The organism is Lactococcus sp. DD01, assembly GCF_001578715.1.
In the GTDB taxonomy this organism is placed as follows: Bacteria; Bacillota; Bacilli; order Lactobacillales; family Streptococcaceae; genus Lactococcus; species Lactococcus petauri.
The window spans coordinates 221,448-239,988 of sequence record NZ_KQ968939.1 but is presented as its reverse complement, the minus strand read 5'-3'; the positions used below and the strand labels follow the sequence as shown (position 1 = coordinate 239,988).

The following is an 18,541-nucleotide window of genomic DNA, read 5'->3' as shown; positions in this document are numbered from 1 at the left end:
AATTTCAGCCATACGGTACCAAATACAAGAATCAAAAACTGAGCTAGAAGATTTGTCAATAAAATAGAGAAAAATTTGCGTTGAGTCTTCTGTAAAAAGTACGAAAGGAGAGGTGCTACGAGTACAAAGGAGAATAAAAATCCACCTGTTGGACCAAATAAAGCGCCAATTCCTGATGCTCCTCCTGCATAAACAGGCAAACCAACTGCTCCTAAAACGAGGTAAATCAGTAATGCAAAAAAGCTCTCACGAGGCTGTAGCAGCGTTGCAATAAGCCCAATAGCTAAAGTTTGAAGTGTTATGGGTACAATCCCCACAGGAATAGCCAAAGGAGAAAGTACTGCAATAATCGCGGCTCCTAAAGCGATCAGAGTAATAGAATATGTTTTAGAAATTTTCATAAAAATGTCCTTTTTGTTTTATAGATAAAATTATATCAACTTTTATAAAAGAATACAATCTTAAACTTTATGATTTATTAAAAAAACAGCCTTTTCAGCTGTTTTTTAATTTTAATATTCATCCATCATATCCATAAAGTCATCAAATAAAAAACTTGCATCATGTGGGCCAGGAGCCGCATCTGGGTGAAATTGCACCGAAAAGGCTGGATAGCGTTTGTGGCGTACCCCTTCAATGGATGCATCGTTTATTTCTACATGTGTAACCAAAAGATCTTCTGGTAGATCATCTGCGGACACAGCATAACCATGGTTTTGGCTAGTAAAGTCAATTCGACCTGTTGCAATTTCTCTGACAGCATGGTTAAAGCCACGATGCCCAAATTTCATCTTGTAAGTTGTTGCGCCATTTGCTAGACTGAAGAGTTGGTGCCCCAAACAAATTCCAAAAATCGGAACTTTACCTTGAATCTGTTGAATCATTGTGACAGCTTGTGGTACATCTGTTGGATCCCCAGGTCCATTAGTGAGCATGACGCCATCTGGATTCATCTCTAAAATTTCTTCCGCAGTCGTACTATGGGGTACGACAGTAATGTCGCAATGTCTTTTTGATAATTCACGTAGAATTGAATGTTTAAGACCAAAGTCAACAACGACTACTTTTCTTCCTGTATTTGGGGAAGAGTATGCTGTTAAAGTGCTGCTTTTTTCCACTTGATTATTAGGTAAAACCGTTGCTTTAAGTTGACTCATTTGGTGCTCTATTTCATCTTTAGCATTAACCAAAGCTGCCTTCATAGTGCCATGTTGACGTATAATTTTCGTAAGAGCTCGTGTATCAATACCTGAAATACCTGGGATATTTTTAGCTTCTAAGAATTCATCCAGTGACATCTGCATACGCCAGTTTGATGGACGGCGTGCTGCTTCACTCACCACGACTGCTTTACAGCTTGGATGAATTGATTCGTAGTCGTCTCGATTAACTCCATAATTTCCAACCAATGGATAAGTAAAGGTCAAGATTTGCCCATTATAAGATTGATCAGTGATGGATTCTTGATAACCGGTCATTCCAGTACTAAAAACAAGTTCTCCAGTGATATCTGTATTGGCACCAATTGCTTGCCCTTCAAAAATGGTTCCATCTTCTAATATTAACAGTCGCTTCATAGATTCCTCCAATAATTCTTCGCTTAGTCACGTAATACTGCTTCTAAAATAGCCATACGAGTGTAAACACCGTTGGTCATTTGTTGGACGATACGGCTTTTCGCACATTCTACTAAGCTATCCGCAATTTCAACATCACGATTTACTGGCGCAGGGTGCATAATAATAGCTGTATCACGCAGTTTTTCGGCACGATCTACGGTTAAACCATAGCGTTCATGATAATCTTCTTTGGAAATAATATCTCCAGCTGTATGGCGTTCGTATTGAACACGGAGTAACATATGCACATCAAGTTCTGGGAGGATATCATCCAGATGCGCATAACTACCATAAGCACCGAATTCTTCTTCCTTGTACCATTTTTCAGGTCCAGTGAAATAGATTTGAGCCCCTAATTTCTGAAGCATCATCATATTTGATTTGGCAACACGAGAATGAGTTAAATCACCAGAGATGGCAATTTTTAAACCTTCAAATTTCCCAAATTCTTCGTAAATCGTCATCAAATCCAGCAAACATTGGCTTGGATGTTGTCCACTTCCATCACCACCATTTACAATGGCACAATGGATATTATCTGAATTGATCAACTGATCGTAGTAATGTTCCTCAGAAGAGCGAATCACACAAACTTCAACGCCAAGTGCATCTAAGGTTAAAATTGTATCGTACAGTGTCTCACCTTTGCTCAATGCACTTGTTCCAACATCAAATTCAAGCACATCTAAGCCTAATTTACGTTCAGCGATATGGAAAGAGTTATGTGTTCGTGTGCTGTTTTCAAAGAACAGATTAGAAGTGAAAATTTGACGATCATTTTCAAATTTTGCTGTTCCCTTCTTAAACTCGGAAGCACGTTTGATCAAAGCCATAACTTCTTCTGTTGACAACACTTCCATGCTTGTTAAATGTGACAAGCTTACTAAACCATTTGTTACTGACATTATAGGTCTCCTTTACCCTAATCATGCTCTCTCTGTAGCATGATTTTTAAAAATGTTAATGAACGACTGTGATTTGTCCTTTAAAGAGCAAATCGCTATATTAAGCTTCCTCTGGCAAAACCAGATTAAGCACAATACCAATAATTGTTGCAATAGCTACAGATGAAATTTGTAGATTTTGCGTGATATCAAGAACCATACCTCCAATACCAATAACCAGTACGACACTTGAAATTAACAAGTTACGTTTGATATCAAAGTTGATTTTATTTTCAACAATAATTTTCAAACCACTCGCTGCAATAACTCCAAAGAGGGCGATGGAAGCTCCACCGATAACCGGACTTGGGATAGAAGTTAGCAAGGCTGTCAATTTCCCGATGAAGCTGACTACTACCGCAAGAACAGCGGCGCCAGCGATAACATAGATCGAATGTATCTTCGTAATAGCCATAACACCGATATTTTCACCATATGAAGTTACTGGGGGTGCACCGATGAATGAGGCAATAACTTGTGCTACACCATCACCCGCTAAAGTACGGTCAAGTCCTGGTTCTTTAAAATAATCCTTGCCTGTCAAGGAATTCAAAACCATAATATGTCCAAAGTGCTCTGTCATTGTAACAAAGGCAATGGGTGCCATTGTCAAGATTGCAGACGGATAAAAGGCCCATTTATAACTTAGGAATGGTATTTCCATTGTAGGAAGCGAGAGCCAGCTTGCTTGGGAAACATTTGAAAAGTCCACAATGCTTTGACCAGTTACTTTTCCAATGATGATGGCTGCGATATATCCGGTGACAATACCGAGCAAAATCGGAACTACAGATAGGAAGCCTTTACCATAGATACTGAAAATAACGATTGCCATGACAGTAATCATAGAAATAGCTAAGAAAGGCAAACTATATCCTGTCATCGCTCCTGGATTAGTATACATGGAGTCATTGATAGCTACAGGCGCCAAGGAAAGACCGATGACCATAACGATTGGACCCACAACGATAGGTGGTAAAACTCGGTCAATCCAGCCTTGCCCAGCAAAACGAACAATAATGGCAACAAGTAAGTAAACTAAACCACCGGTTAAAGCCCCTTGAGCAATTGCTGGCATTCCACCTTGCTTCATCAGAAGTTGCATTGCCCCAATGTAAGCAAAACTTGAACCCATATAAGCTGGGACTTTAAACCGTGTCACCGACATATGTGCTAAAGTTCCTAAACCAGAACTAAGCAAGGCAATTGCAGGATCAATACCTACGAGGATTGGAACTAAAACCGTTGAGCCAAACATGGCAAAAAGATGTTGGAAAGAAAGGCCAAACCATTGACCGCCTTTCGGTTTTTCGTCAACTTTTAAAAGAATATCTGTATTACTGGACACAATTAAGCCTCTTCTTTCTTAATTAAGATGCTATCTTCACCATCAACTTCTGACATGTTGACGATAATTTCTTCACCTTGGGACGTGGGAATATTTTTTCCAACATAATCCGCACGAATCGGCAATTCACGATGGCCACGATCCACTAAGACTGCTAACTGAACACGCGCAGGGCGTCCACGGTCAACTAACCCATCAATCGCTGCACGAATCGTACGACCAGTATAGAGCACGTCGTCTACTAAGACAATGTCTTTTCCTGTAATATCAACGTTAATTTCTGTTGTATCTTCTGTCGCTTTCTTATCATCACGGAATGGACGTGTATCAAGTTCGCCTAAAGGCATATCGATATTTTCCAACTGGGCCAAGCGCTCTTGGATTCGTTGAGCCAAGTACACACCGCGTGTCTTAATTCCGATAAGAACAAGTTTATCCAATTCTTTGTTTCGTTCAATAATTTCATAAGTAATACGTGTAATCGCACGTTTCATTGTGATTTCATCAATGATTTCTTTTTTTGCCATAAAACACTCCAATATAGAAAAATTCCCTAGTCCAAGGGCTAGGGAAGGTATCAGAAAATACTCTATAATATACTTTAATTAAGTTCATTCAAGATTCTGACCTTGCCTGCCTCTCTGGACACACTTAAAGGTTATAGTGATTATAGCAAATCCTTGATTTTTTTGCAAGAATTTACGACAGGTTCCCCTTTTAAAAATAAAATTATTATCAATATACAGAATATTTCCATACTTCGAGTAAATATTTTTGACAAATTAAAGACTTTAATATATTCTTGTACATAAGCTAAAAAACATTTTAACCCAGTAGGAAATAGTTTTCTTGTTCAGAAAGTCGGTGGTTGCTGCGAACCGATCAGAACTATTTGTTGAATTACACTAAAATGAGCTGAGAAAAAATAATAATTGAAATTATAAAGAAAAACACTCGCTGTTTTAAAAATAAGGTGGTACCGTGGAGAAATTCGCCCTTAGCTTCTTAAGCTGAGGGCGATTTTTTATTTCAAAAGGAGGAAAGATATGAGCTCACAGAACATAAGTTATTTATCCTGTGGAGGAATTATCCGATATTGTTTAACAGAAGTTCATAAACAATTACAAAACACAAGTTAATCTACAAGGAAAAATATATGAAAAAAATAAAACAACCCAGCATGATGGAAGCCTGTCTCATGCTTACTTTAGTCATCGCAACAATTGCCATTTCCGTAATTGGCTTTAAGATTGCACCAAATATTGCCATTTTGTTTGCTATCGGTATTGTCATGATTTACATGTCTGCGAAACGTATGCCCTTTGATGCGATTCATGATGGCATAATCTCCGGAATAAAACCTGGCATCATCCCAATATTTATCTTTATTTTAGTAGGCTCCTTAATCGCTGTATGGATTCAAGCTGGAATCATACCTACTCTGATGGTTCTTGGTTTTAATATTATCAGTGTCAAATGGTTCGTACCTTCAGTCTTCATTGTCTGTGCGATTGTAGGGAGTGCCGTCGGAAGTGCCTTTACCGTGATGTCAACTATCGGTATTGCTTTCTTTGGTATCGGTGCAACGCTCGGACTCAATCCTGCTCTCATCGTAGGGGCGATTGTCTCTGGTGCTGTTTTCGGAGATAAAATGTCTCCACTTTCAGAATCAACAAACCTTACTGCTGCCGTTGTGGATGCGGATTTATTTAAGCACATCAAAAATCTTATGTGGTCGACACTTCCAGCATTTGTGGTTTCTTTAGTCTTATTTGCTATGTTAGGTGTCAGCAATCAAGCAACCAGTTTAGATAAGATTGCTGAAGTCACAAAAGTTCTACATGCTAATTTTTCAATTTCGGCCTGGGCCTTCATTCCTATCCTCCTCATGTTTGTTTGTGCTTGGAAAAAAATCCCCGCTATCCTTACTATTCTTTTGAATATTGGTATCGCTTTAGTAATGATATTTATTCAGAATCCACATACAAAAGTTACTGACCTCGGTTTATTGATTGATTCTGGTTTTAAATCAGCAACAGGAAATCAAGAAATTGACCTCCTACTTTCACGTGGCGGAATTGAAAGCATGATGCCAACAGTATCACTCATCATTCTTACCTTATCTCTTGGCGGTCTCCTCATGAAAACAGGACTTGTTTCGACAGTCATGGACCGGGTTGCACATAAACTGGCCTCACCAAAGAGTTTGATCACAACGACCTTGTTCACTAGTATCGGTGTAAATATCTTTATTGGTGAGCAATTCCTTTCGGTAATTCTTCCTGGTAACGCGTTTAAAGAGGTCTACAAAAAAGCCAATCTTGACCCCGTTGTCTTGGGACGTACGCTTGAGGATGGCGGAACAGTCATCAACTACCTTATTCCTTGGGGAATTGCAGGGAGTTTCGTTGCCAGTACTTTCGGCGTACCAACTCTGACTTACTTACCTTTTGTCTTCTTTAGTTTGTTCTCCCCTGTCTTTTCTCTTATCAGCGCTTTTACTGGCCTTGGAGTTAAAAAGATTTCCAGTATGAAAACAAAAGACTTCGTTACTAAAACGAAAAGCCTATAAGAAAAAGCCATTAGAATCTCTCTAATGGCTTTTTTATTATACAAAAATATTCAATATAAGAGCACCAACAAGCCCAACAATGGCAATTAATGTTTCTAAAAGCGACCATGTTAACAGCGTTTCTTTAACTGTAAGATTGAAATATTCTTTAAACATCCAGAAGCCTGCGTCATTGACATGACTAAAGAAAAGTGAGCCTGCGCCTGTAGCAATAACTAACAAAGCCGGATTTGTACCTGTAGCTGCCATTAAAGGTAAAACGAGTCCAGCTGCAGTTAAGGCTGCTACTGTGGCAGAACCCAAAGCTAAACGTAGAACAACAGCAATTAACCAAGCTAAAATCAAGGGTGACAGACGGCTACCTTGGAAGATTTGAGCAACTGAGTCACCCACTCCACCATCAATAAGGACTTGTTTAAAGGCACCACCACCACCAATAATTAGGAGCATCATGGCAATCTGTTTAATAGAAGCTTCTGCTGATGCCATTAAACGCTTCATTGGAATCTTACGGAAAATACCCATGGTAAAGATAGCGATAAGTAGTGAAAGAAGCATTGCCACATCCGGGCTACCAATAAAAGCAACTATATTATCTAGCGCACTTGGATTTTTTGGTGTTTTGCCTCCATGTGCCACCATCACGTATAAAGTAGAAATGGCCATCAAAAGAACTGGCATAAGTGAGGTAAGCGTTGCTGACAAGAAAGAGGGTGTTTCTTCAAGTCTGAACTCTTTATATTCTCCAACTGTTGACAGATTGCCTTTTCTTGAGAAAGCATCCGGTACCATCTTTTTCGCAAATTTTGTAAAGAGAGGTCCTGCGATGAGAACTGTAGGTACGGCAATAATAAAACCGTAAAAAAGGACTAAGCCCATATTTGCCCCGTAAACACCTGCAATGGCTGTAGGTCCAGGGTGAGGGGGGAGGAAGCCATGGGCCACAGACAGAGCTGCAACCATCGGAATACCCAAATAGAGAATTGGAATAGCGAGTTCTGCAGCAATCGCAAAGATAATTGGAATTAAAAGAACCATACCGACTTCAAAGAAAAGTGCGATTCCAATGATAAAGGAAGCTAAAACAACAGCAAGCTGAATCCTTTTATTCCCAAATTTGTCAATCAGCGTGTGCGCAATACGATAGGCACCGCCGGCATCTGAGACCAAGCGGCCAAGCATGGCTCCAAACCCAAAGATAATTCCTAAATGACCGAGCTGCCCGCCAATCCCTGTTTCGATAGAAGTTGGAATCTTTGCTAAATCAATCCCAAGAAGCATCGCAACAATAAAGGAAACGATAACCAGAGAGACAAAAGTATTCAACTTAGCTTTCCCAATCAAGAAAAGCAAGATCAATACTCCGACCAAAACGATAAGTAAATCCATAAAAATCTCCTAACTTTTATTTACGCTGATAGTCAGCTATAGCCTTATAACTTTCTTCAAAACTACGGGCCAATTGTACAAAAATGATTGATAATTCTCTATAAGCTTTAAAATTCTTACTGTTAGGCTTGTAGGTTGCATTAGATCCGATCATTTGCTCAACAACACCCAAATCATCAATCAATCCTAAGGCTTTTTCTGCCATTACCACAGCTGCTAAACAGCCTGCTTCCTTGCTTTCTGGCACATTAATTGGTTGTTCAAAAATATCAGCTAAAATTTGTGTCCATAACTCTGAACTGACAAATCCGCCTGTTGCTTGGATTTGCTTTAAATCTCCTGTCACTTCAATCAAACTTAGAGCCACCATGTAAAGATTGAACATTACACCCTCTAAAACGGCGCGGGCCATATGATCCCGATTATGTCCATGGTTTAAGCCAAAGAAGGAGCCTCTGGCATTAGCATCCCAAAGAGGAGCACGTTCCCCGCCCAAATAAGGATGGAAAAGCAGACCTTCTGCTCCCGCCTCTATCTGCGCGGCAATCTCAGTAATTTCGTCAAAGTTTAATTCCTCATCGAAAATTTGATCTCTTATCCAACGGAAAACATCGCCACCAGAGTTAACTGGACCTCCAACTACCCAATGTTCCTTATCCAAAGCATAGGTAAATGTCCGTGCTTTAGCATCGACACGTGGCTTGTCTGTTACCACACGAATCGCGCCTGAAGTCCCAATAGTAATTGCAGCTACTCCTGGTTTAATGGCGTTAACACCAAGATTAGAAAGTGGACCATCTCCTGCGCCCCAGACAAACTTAGTTGTCTCAGGAATGCCCATCTTCTTGGCAAATTCTGAAGGCATTCCCTCTTCAATCTCATAAGGTTCAACGACTTGTGGAAGTTGCTGTTGGGAAACTTTCACGAGTTTTAGAACTTCCTTGTCCCAGTTCAACTCATGAATATTAAAAATTCCTGTTCCAGTTGCAACCGACAAGTCCATCTTGTTCGTTTTAAAGAGACGATAGAAAATATAACCTTTCAAGTCAAGATAGTGCGTTGCATTTTCAAAAACTTCTGGGCGTTCACTTGCTAGCCATAAAAGTTTTGAGAGTGGCGCCATCGGATGAATCGGTGTTCCTGTTCGTTGATAAATTTCAAAACCTTGTCCTGAAGACTTCAGTTCATCTGTACAAGCAACTGCTCGTGTATCTGCCCACGTAATCACTCTTGTCAAAGGTTGCCACTCTTGGTCAAAAGCAATAAGTGAGTGCAGTTGTGTACTGAAAGATACAGCTAAGAGCTCATCTTCCTCTTCTAGATGAATTGAAACCTCACGAATAGTAATCAAAACAGCTTCGAAAATGTCTTCCAGGGATTCTTCTGCCATTCCTGTCGAATCCCGATGAAGTTTATAGCCATGACTGCTACTAGCCACGATTTCTCCGTCTTTTTTAAAGAGAACTGCCTTAGTTGCAGTCGTCCCTAGGTCAAGACCAATCAAATATTCCATTTTTTCTCCTTACTTTTCTACTACTGCATGTCCACCAAAACCTTTACGCAAGGCAGCAACAACTTTCCCTGTCATTGTATCTTCTTGTAAACTACGATTTCGCATCATGAGTGAGAGAGCAATGATTGGGGCAGGGACTTCTAAATCTAGACTTTCTTCCACTGTCCATTTTCCTTCACCCGAAGCTGCAACTTTTCCTGCAATATCTTCTAATTTTGGGTCTTGAGCAAACTGTGCTTCAGCCAATTCCATCAACCAGCTACGAATAACCGAACCATGATTCCATAGTTTTGCTACCGCCTCGTAATCATAATCATAAGGTGAAGCTTCCAAAATTTCAAAGCCTTCAGCAATAGCCTGCATCATGCCATATTCAATCCCATTGTGAATCATTTTGAGATAATGCCCGCTCCCTAATTTTCCAGTATAGAGATAACCGTTCTCTTGCGCCAAGGCTTTAAATAGTGGTTCAAGAACTTTCCAAGATGCCTCGTCATCTCCACCAATCATAAAATTTCCGCCAGAACGTGCACCAGCCATTCCTCCCGAAGTTCCAACATCGAAAAAGTGAATCCCCTTCTTTTTAAGTTCTTCATTTTGCTTCAAGTTGTCTTTATAATTAGAATTTCCGCCATCAATAAGAATGTCGCCCGCAGAGAGTTGTTCAGAAAGCTGTTCAATTGTTGAATTTGTCGCTTCTCCGGCTGGCAACATTACCCATACTATCTTAGGACTTGGAAGTTTACTTAAAAGATTTTCCAAGCTATGAGCTGCGGTTATTTTTTCAGAATATTTTTCTGCTTCATGCGCAATCGCTTCATTTTGATCAAAAGCCGCCACTTCGATACCATGATCCACAGCATTTTGTACTAAGTTGTAGCCCATTTTTCCAAGACCGATCATTCCAAATTTCATTATATCTACTCTCCTTAAATTATCTGTCAATATTTTGATAACGCTTTCTTTTATTATAAGTAATTCTTTTTCATTTGTCAACAATTTAAATGTAAATGTTTTTCTGTTAAAAGATGCACAAAAAAACCTTACTCCGATTGAAGTAAGGTGGTTTGTAATTTATTTAAGTTTAGCAACAAAGGCTTCATAAGGTTTGAGGACAATTTCTTCCACATTATCAATAGCCTCAGAATAGTTATGAATTACTTCCTCTTTTACTTCATATGAGGAAGAAAATTGATTTTCCTTAGTACTGAAATTAGCCACAATTAACCAGTTTTCACCTTTGTAAGATCGAATATAAGCAAAAACTTCTTCTGCTGTATTTTTAATTAGCTTGAACTCGCCCCAGACGATGATCGGGTTTTCTTTACGTAAAGCAATCAACTTTTGATAAGTGTAAAAGATGGAATTTTCATCCTCTAAGGCTGCCTCTACATTAATTTTTTCATAGTTAGGGTTAATGGCTAACCAAGGATGGCCTGCACTAAATCCAGCTGATTTTTCATTGCTCCATTGCATCGGTGTACGTGCATTGTCACGTCCCTTTGCGTTGATTGAATGAAGAATATCCTCCTTACTGTAACCTTCCTCCAATCTCTCAAAATACATATTTCGACTTTCAATATCATCAATTTGTTCAATATCATTTACAGGTTTATTGGTCATGCCAATTTCTTCTCCTTGATAAATGTACGGAGTTCCTTTCATCATATGTAGGAGAATAGCTAGCATTTTAGCCGATTCTACACGGTATTCTTTATCATTACCCCAACGTGAGACAATCCTTGGCAGATCATGGTTATTCCAAAAGAGTGAATTCCAGCCTTCATTTCCTAATTCTGTTTGCCATTTACTAAAGACCTCCTTTAATTTTGGAATCTCTAGTGGCATCAAATCCCACTTGGTTTTTCCTTCAGCTTCATCTAAACCGATATGTTCAAATTGGAATACCATCGAGAGCTCTTTATTGGCTGGGTTAGAATATTGTTTCGCAATTTCAGGTGTTGCGCCCCAAGTTTCTCCTACAGTCAGCAGATTTTTATCACCAAAAGTCGCCTGATTCATCTCCTTCAAATAATCGTGTAATTTTGGTCCATTTCCTGTAATACCTTGATTTGGTTGCTTCCCAATCAAATCGATGACATCCATACGGAAACCTCCGATACCTTTATCTATCCAAAAGTTCATCATCTCATAAATGGCTTGGCGGAGTTTTTCATTTTCCCAATTGAGATCCGGTTGCTTCTTGCTGAACAAATGCAAATAGTATTGCTCTACAACTTCATCCCATTGCCAAGCAGGGCCTCCGAAGATTGACTTCAAATCATTAGGCAAACTGCCATCAGATGGTGCATCTCTCCAGATATAATAGTCGTGGTAGTTATTTTCTTTAGATTTTCTTGCTTCAATAAACCATGGATGCTCATCGCTGGTATGATTAACAACTAGATCCATAATAATTTTGATACCACGTTTATCTGCTTCAGAAATAAGTATTTCCATGTCTCTCATTGTGCCAAATTCGTCCATAATAGACTCATAATCTGAAATATCATAACCATTATCATCATTGGGAGACTGATAAACAGGACTAAGCCAAATACCACCAATACCTAGCTCAGCAAGATAATCTAAACGCGAAATAATACCTTTAATATCGCCTATACCATCTCCATTACTGTCTTGAAAACTTCTCGGATAAATCTGATACATCACAATTTCTTGCCACCAATTTTGTTGATTCATTATTTATTTCCTCTTTTTTCATTTTTACGCAAGCGGTTGCTTAAAAATATGATAGCATTTTTAAACAAAATGAGCAACAAAAAGGTAAAGAATTTTTTGATCACATGAGGTATCATTTCTTCAAAGCTAATAAATGTGCGTATTCTAAATCATATTTTACTAAATCAAGTCCGAAAATTTTTTCTTGCTTTTCTAAATCATAGACAAGAAGATTTTTCCAAGTTAAAATCCAAACTTTACCATCTTTATCAAAGTCGACATTAATTAGCATATCTTCTGTAGAATAGTTCTCCATGAGTGATTCATCAAGTACTAACCGACGAATTTTTTGGCTATCTATGTCGTAGAAACTTATTATCATTGAGGTATCAAAACTGTCATTCGCATGACTAATGGCTAAAATTTTTTCATCACTGGATACTGCTATTTTATGTGGTTCATCTTGCCCCAAGCTAACTTCCTTGCGTGCCAAACTCTCTTTATCAAGGATAACCAATTTATCTTGTGGAGTGGGTTCATAAGGATTACTCTTCAAGCGATTCCCTCTATTGGTCAGGTAAAATTTATTTCCTATTAGTTTTATATCCATAAAGCCTTCTGAGTTTGCTACGTTAGGACTTGTATTGGTGATTAACCTTTCATCTACTTTCGTTAAATTGTTTTTATCAAAAGTCACAAGATTGTTGTATGTATACTTTTCCCCCTTATTCGTCACATTATTCAAAACATAAAGATATTGCTCATCGGTTGCTGCAGCAGGCATCACGTTGTCAGCTGTATCTGGGAATTTATACTGTTTTTTTAGTGTTTTCGACTTATCATATTTATGAATAGATCCTCCCTTATATTGACTGGTCATAGGATAGTAAAAATTTCCATCAAATCCCGCACCTGTGATTGGCCCTTCAGGATATTCTGCTTTTGATAATCTTCCTTTTTCAAGATCTAAGCTCACGACGTTTTGTGGTCCCCTTGGAAAAGGGCCAGGTGTGAAATCTTCAAAAACGAAGAAATGGTTATTTTTCGAATCTGGTTGGAGATTATGGGTTGCAGTATCTTCTCCTAGCTTTACTTTGTCTTCTGAGCGTTTCTTTGCCCCTTCATCACTCTTCTCAAAACCCACAATCTTTTTAGACGACATAATATAAAAATCAATTTTTTTACTTGTTTTAAAGCTTTGATTACCTTTAGGGATACCTCTATAGACTAAAAAAACGGCACCAAGTGAGAAGAAAACAGCTGCTATAATGAGTAATATTATTTTTTTCATAGTGTGATATACATCCTTATTTGGCACGATAAATCAACTGAACTTTATTATTATAAAGCAGCTCCGAAGGATGAATGGCTCTAGCACCAGGAATATCGTAAGCAGAGGTATTGAGATTAACCTTAGCAACATCCATATAGGCTGCCCAAACCAGCTGCGAGCAGTAAAAGCTGTTTCTGTTATTGGTACGATAGAAGTTATAGTTATAAGGCTTGCCTACCTGTCTTCCCGCCCAATGACCTGCATACCAATCTTGTGAGACAGATGTTGACTTTACACCTGTTTGCCAGACGTTATGGTTGCCTACTTTTCCACGCCCTTCAAAGTTATATTGAAGCTTAACCCCTGTTTTTGGGGAAGATTCTGCAGTAACCCATGATTTTTGTGGCGCTACTATTCCCGCATGCCAGCTTCCAGAAATTCCATTGTTTGTCACAGCGATAACGCCATCACGCCAGGTCCATCTGCCATGTCGCGCACGTGTTCGCTCTGTCTTATCCGGAACTACTGGTAAGTTATCAATTTTTTCCATGATTTTATTTTCCTTCATTTCTTGATCGACCAGCTTCAAATACATTACTTCTAGTTCTTTTTCCATTTTTCTTGTTTCTTGAACATCTGCTGAGCGACTGCTCCTTTCTATTTTTTTTACATGCTCTGCCATCCTTGCTTTCAAATCTTCCAAGGATTCGGCTTGAACTTGGACCACCCCTCCTAAGGTTAATAAAACAATGCTTATCAGTCCGACTGATACTTGTTTTTTATTTTTCAACATAAATTTCCTCTTTTCCAATAATTTTTTCTTTCATCTTAACATAGATTTAACATCTATAATCTTTCTGTTTTATAAAGAAAAATTAAATCAAAGAAATAAATAGAAAGCTCTCGAAATGCTTTAAGCTTTCGCAATCAACACAAAGAAACCTCAATAAAATAGAAAAACTCCTGAACTATTAAGTTCAGAAGTCAATTTCAAATTGCCAAAAGAAATTTTTATCAAAGATCAAAAAAGTCGCTTAAGCGACTTTTCTGGAGATTTTCTTACAAATCGTTGATGTCGAAGTCTTCACCAAGGAAGTCTGCGAGTGAGAAACCTTCTTGAGTTTCTGGAAGATCGTAGCTTGGTTTAGCTGCTTTACGTGGAGCACGTGGTTTACGGTCACGTTTTTCGCCATCTTCGTTATTACGAGCTGGGCGAGCTGGAGCTTCTTCCAATGCTTTGATTGAAAGTGAGATACGTTCTTCTTCAGGTTTCACGTCGAGAACTTTTACGTTCACAACTTGACCAACTTTAAGTACGTCTTTTGGATTTTCAACACGTTCCCAAGAGATTTGTGAAACGTGAACAAGTCCTTCAACGCCTGGGAAGAGTTCAACGAATGCACCGAAGTCAGTGAGACGTTTAACAGTTCCTTCAACAGTTGAGCCAACTGGTGCTTTTTCTTCAACTTGTTCCCATGGGCCAGCTTGTGTAGCTTTAAGAGAAAGTGAAAGACGACCAGCTTCTTCATCAAGTTTCAAGATTTTAACTTCAACTTTATCACCAGGTTTTACAACGTCTGATGGACGTTTAACACGGTTGTGGCTAAGTTCTGAAACGTGAACAAGTCCGTCAATACCACCAAGGTCAACGAATGCACCGAAGTTAGTAACACGTGAAACAGTACCTTCAACGATATCGCCTTCGTTCAATTGAGCAAAAGCTTCTTTACGCATTTCGATAGTTTCAGCTTCAACTACAGCACGACGGCTAAGGATGAAGCGGTTTTCAGAAGCGTTGATTTCGATAATTTTAGCTTCAATTTCTTGACCAACAAATTTCTTAGTATCTTTAACGAAGTATGTATCAATCATAGACGCTGGGATAAATCCACGAACACCGTTATAGTCTACTGAAAGTCCGCCTTTAACGTCTTTAGTAACTTTAACTGTAAGGATTTCGCCTTCTTTACCTTCAAGTTCAGTCCAAGCTTTACGAGCTTCAAGACGTTTCAATGAAAGAAGGTATACATTTGCACCTTCAGCATCTTTACCAACGATTTGTTTAATAACAAGCAAATCAAGAATATCACCAGGTTTTACGAATGTATTGATATCAGCATCACGGTCGTTTGTGATTTCGCGAAGTGTAAGGACACCTTCAACACCTGTACCAACGATAGCAACTGTTGCTTGCCCGTTTTCGATAGTAAGGATTTCACCCTTTACGACGTCACGTACTTTAACGTCCTCAACGCTGTTTAACAATGTTTCAAATTCATTCATTTGTAAAAAAATTCCTCCAACAATTTGACTGTCTACAGTCTTATGACTTAGTATATCACAACTATGAGAGAAATGAAAGCTTTTTAATACTTTTTTTCTTCTTTTTTATAAAGAATACCTTTAAATTGTCTAAAAGTTTATTTCGACTTGTCTTTACAGTATTTAGCGCTAAAAAAATTAAGCCATTACAGCTTAATTTTCGTGATAGAAAACGTTTTCTTTTATTTGCTCTGAAGGGAGTACTGTTTGCGCAAATAAGAGACGATTTTTACTTGTATCACTCGGATCTGCTATATCTGAAACGACAACCGTGCCATCTTCTTGAAGCGTAGGAATCGGTTTTCCTGCTGGATAAAAATATAGTTTTGCTGAATGTCTATTGTCCGTCATAATATAAGGAATTCCGTAGTTATCATAACCACCTTTTATCATATAATATTCACGCTTACCAAAAAGAAATCGTGACCCATCGATTTCGTAATTCACACCACGCTCACTTGCCCATTTACCTTGTATACTTGAGTAATCTCCTTGAGCTATCTGCGCAACGAGTTGATCTGTGGTTCCTTCTTGATCAAAACTTGGTCTCAACCATGGAAGTGTGATATTGTCAGCTAATAGTTTGCTTTGTTCTTTGTAATTTGTACTCCAAATAAATGCGAGGCTCGTTAACAATATTAATGCAAGTAAAACAATATTTCCTTTTCCAATTTTTTTCATATCCGCACCCTTAAATAAGTTTTTGATTATAAATAAATTATAACAAATTTAAAATTTAATCAAAAATAAAACGCGGGTTGCCCCACGTTTCTCTTATTTTATTGGTATTGCATAATTTGGCCGTTTTTATAAGCAAAGTCAATCAAGGCACCGCCGAGACATTCATCACCATCATAAAAAACAACGGCTTGTCCTGGAGTGATGGCACGTACAGGTTCATCAAATTTGACAGCAACTTTATCTCCCTTAACAGAGATTGTTACTCCTGTATCTTCTTGACGATAGCGGAACTTGGCTGTACAATGCATTTCAAATTCTTCTGGCATTGGACGAGTAAAGCTCAATTCACTGGCAGTTAAATTATCAGAATACAAATGTTCATGATGGAAACCTTGTCCAACATAGAGTGTATTTGTACTAAGATCTTTCCCTACTACAAACCACGGATCACTTGTTGTTTGACCATGTTGACCGCCAATTCCCAAACCACCACGTTGACCAATGGTATAATACATGAGTCCTGCATGAGTTCCCATTTCTACACCATCTAGTGTCATCATTTTCCCTGAAGTTGCAGGAAGATAGTTTGTCAAAAATTCTTTAAAATTCTTTTCACCGATGAAACAGATCCCAGTCGAATCTTTTTTCTTTGCTGTCGCAAGTCCTGCACGTTCAGCAATTGCACGTACTTCCGGTTTTTCCAAATGACCAAGCGGAAACATTGTTTTCTTCAGTTGGGCTTGTGACAATTGACTTAAGAAATAAGTTTGATCTTTATTATTATCCACACCACGAAGCATATGAACTGTGCCATCTTCATCAGTTGTTACACGTGCATAGTGACCTGTTGCTACATAATCAGCTCCGAGTTCCATTGCGTAATCAAGAAAAGCCTTAAATTTAATTTCTTTATTACACATAACATCTGGGTTAGGTGTACGGCCTGCACGATATTCCGCCAAGAAATACTCGAATACACGGTCCCAATATTCTTTTTCAAAGTTGACAGAATAGTAAGGAATACCGATTTGATCCGCTACTGCTGCTACATCTTTGTAGTCTTCTGTAGCAGTACATACACCATTTTCGTCAGTATCATCCCAGTTTTTCATGAAAACACCAACGACATCGTAACCTTGTTCTTTCAGCATTAAAGCTGTAACTGAACTATCGACGCCACCAGACATACCGACAACGACTCTTGTTTTTGAATTATCCATTATTTGTTCACCATCTCTTTCTATTTTTATTAGATTTCCTATTTTTCTTTAGAAAAACAAAAAAGCTTACATTCAGTTGAAGGCTGAAGTAAATAATAGGTAACGATTTATTATACCAGTTTTTTCCAGAAATAAATAGACTGCGAAATGCTATAATAGAAATATGATTGAACACACAGATAATCCTTTAATTTTTAACATGGAAATCAATAAAAATAAATACGCAAACCTTGCTGAAACAAAGCGAGTTTGTCCTTTTTGCGATACACCCAATCTCAAAGATATTTTGGACAGACAAGGGCCCAAAATTTGGCTTAAAAACAAATTTCCCACTGTCGAAAATTCTTTGATGACTGTGATTATCGAGTCAGATAAACACCTCGGAGATGTCTCTACCTACTCTGTTCAAGAAAATAGAAAAGTCTTTCGGTTTGCTTTTGAATGTTGGCAGAAGCTATTGGATAATCCCCAATATAAATCAGTACTTATGTTTAAAAACTTTGGCCCCCATTCTGGCGGAACATTACGTCATCCACACATGCAGATTGTTGGCTTGGAAGAGGCCGATGGTTATGAACATATCTCTCCTGAAAATTTTGAAGGTGTAACACTTAAAGAAAATAGTGTCGATATTACAATCTCTACTCGTCCGATTATGGGATTTGTGGAATTTAATGTTATCATTTCCCAACTTGAATATATCGATCATTTGGCTGATAAGGTTCAGCTCATTACACAGTATTTACTGAATGACTATATGAACGGACGCTGTGATTCTTACAATCTTTTTTTCTACAAAATGCCGGACAGCCAGCGTTATATTTGTAAGATTGTACCACGGTTTATCACTTCTCCTTACTACATCGGCTATAAAATACCTCAGGTCAACAAAGACAATCGCTTAGAAGAAATCGCAAAAGAGTTAAAAGCAAAGCTGGACTAGTCCAGTTTTGCTTTTATAAATAAGAAATTAGGTTA

Annotated in this window: 16 protein-coding genes; 2 read left to right on the top strand and 14 right to left on the bottom strand. The window is 38.4% G+C overall.

Annotation, left to right across the window (positions count from 1 at the left end; all coding sequences use genetic code 11):
• From LACDD01_RS01200 to pyrR, 5 genes are all read right to left on the bottom strand, one after another.
• Positions 1-401 (bottom strand): biotin transporter BioY (locus LACDD01_RS01200; RefSeq protein WP_231863334.1); only part of this gene is annotated, 401 nt, incomplete at its 3' end.
• A gap of 111 nt (positions 402-512) precedes the next feature.
• Positions 513-1,577 (bottom strand): carbamoyl phosphate synthase small subunit, encoded by a 1,065-nt coding sequence (locus tag LACDD01_RS01195; protein WP_061412851.1) that lies wholly within the window; start codon positions 1,575-1,577, stop codon positions 513-515.
• 23 nt (positions 1,578-1,600) lie between these two features.
• Complete coding sequence (locus LACDD01_RS01190) at positions 1,601-2,524, bottom strand: aspartate carbamoyltransferase catalytic subunit (RefSeq protein WP_061412848.1); 924 nt, start codon at positions 2,522-2,524, stop codon at positions 1,601-1,603.
• Positions 2,525-2,624: 100 nt separating this feature from the next.
• Positions 2,625-3,911, bottom strand: coding sequence for a uracil-xanthine permease family protein (locus tag LACDD01_RS01185; RefSeq protein WP_017369180.1), 1,287 nt, complete (start codon positions 3,909-3,911; stop codon positions 2,625-2,627).
• A gap of 2 nt (positions 3,912-3,913) precedes the next feature.
• Positions 3,914-4,438: a bifunctional pyr operon transcriptional regulator/uracil phosphoribosyltransferase PyrR gene (gene pyrR, locus LACDD01_RS01180; RefSeq protein ID WP_004256286.1), complete on the bottom strand. Its 525-nt coding sequence runs from the start codon at positions 4,436-4,438 to the stop codon at positions 3,914-3,916.
• Positions 4,439-5,067: 629 nt separating this feature from the next.
• Between pyrR and nhaC the strand changes: the two genes are divergently transcribed.
• The gene (gene nhaC, locus LACDD01_RS01175; protein ID WP_061412845.1) at positions 5,068-6,483 is read left to right on the top strand and encodes a Na+/H+ antiporter NhaC; all 1,416 of its coding nucleotides are present in this window, start codon (positions 5,068-5,070) and stop codon (positions 6,481-6,483) included.
• A 36-nt stretch (positions 6,484-6,519) separates the two neighbouring features.
• Here the strand turns inward: nhaC and LACDD01_RS01170 are convergent, their stop codons facing one another.
• From LACDD01_RS01170 to mnmA, 9 genes are all read right to left on the bottom strand, one after another.
• Positions 6,520-7,872: a gluconate:H+ symporter gene (locus tag LACDD01_RS01170; protein ID WP_061412842.1), complete on the bottom strand. Its 1,353-nt coding sequence runs from the start codon at positions 7,870-7,872 to the stop codon at positions 6,520-6,522.
• 16 nt (positions 7,873-7,888) lie between these two features.
• Entirely contained in the window at positions 7,889-9,385 is a 1,497-nt protein-coding gene (gene gntK, locus LACDD01_RS01165) for a gluconokinase (protein WP_061412839.1), read from the bottom strand.
• Between the two features lie 9 nt (positions 9,386-9,394).
• Complete coding sequence (gene gnd / locus LACDD01_RS01160) at positions 9,395-10,300, bottom strand: phosphogluconate dehydrogenase (NAD(+)-dependent, decarboxylating) (RefSeq protein ID WP_061412835.1); 906 nt, start codon at positions 10,298-10,300, stop codon at positions 9,395-9,397.
• Between the two features lie 159 nt (positions 10,301-10,459).
• Positions 10,460-12,088, bottom strand: coding sequence for a glycoside hydrolase family 13 protein (locus tag LACDD01_RS01155; protein WP_061412832.1), 1,629 nt, complete (start codon positions 12,086-12,088; stop codon positions 10,460-10,462).
• Positions 12,089-12,200: 112 nt separating this feature from the next.
• Positions 12,201-13,358, bottom strand: coding sequence for a hypothetical protein (locus LACDD01_RS01150; RefSeq protein WP_061412829.1), 1,158 nt, complete (start codon positions 13,356-13,358; stop codon positions 12,201-12,203).
• Positions 13,359-13,374: 16 nt separating this feature from the next.
• Complete coding sequence (locus LACDD01_RS11410) at positions 13,375-14,133, bottom strand: YiiX/YebB-like N1pC/P60 family cysteine hydrolase (RefSeq protein WP_082779246.1); 759 nt, start codon at positions 14,131-14,133, stop codon at positions 13,375-13,377.
• 266 nt (positions 14,134-14,399) lie between these two features.
• Positions 14,400-15,623, bottom strand: coding sequence for a 30S ribosomal protein S1 (gene rpsA / locus LACDD01_RS01140; RefSeq protein ID WP_004256275.1), 1,224 nt, complete (start codon positions 15,621-15,623; stop codon positions 14,400-14,402).
• A 192-nt stretch (positions 15,624-15,815) separates the two neighbouring features.
• The gene (locus LACDD01_RS01135; protein WP_061412826.1) at positions 15,816-16,343 is read right to left on the bottom strand and encodes a hypothetical protein; all 528 of its coding nucleotides are present in this window, start codon (positions 16,341-16,343) and stop codon (positions 15,816-15,818) included.
• 98 nt (positions 16,344-16,441) lie between these two features.
• Entirely contained in the window at positions 16,442-17,566 is a 1,125-nt protein-coding gene (gene mnmA / locus LACDD01_RS01130; RefSeq protein ID WP_029343388.1) for a tRNA 2-thiouridine(34) synthase MnmA, read from the bottom strand.
• A 160-nt stretch (positions 17,567-17,726) separates the two neighbouring features.
• Between mnmA and LACDD01_RS01125 the strand changes: the two genes are divergently transcribed.
• Entirely contained in the window at positions 17,727-18,506 is a 780-nt protein-coding gene (locus LACDD01_RS01125) for a DUF4931 domain-containing protein (RefSeq protein WP_061412823.1), read from the top strand.
• Positions 18,507-18,541: the final 35 nt, after the last annotated feature.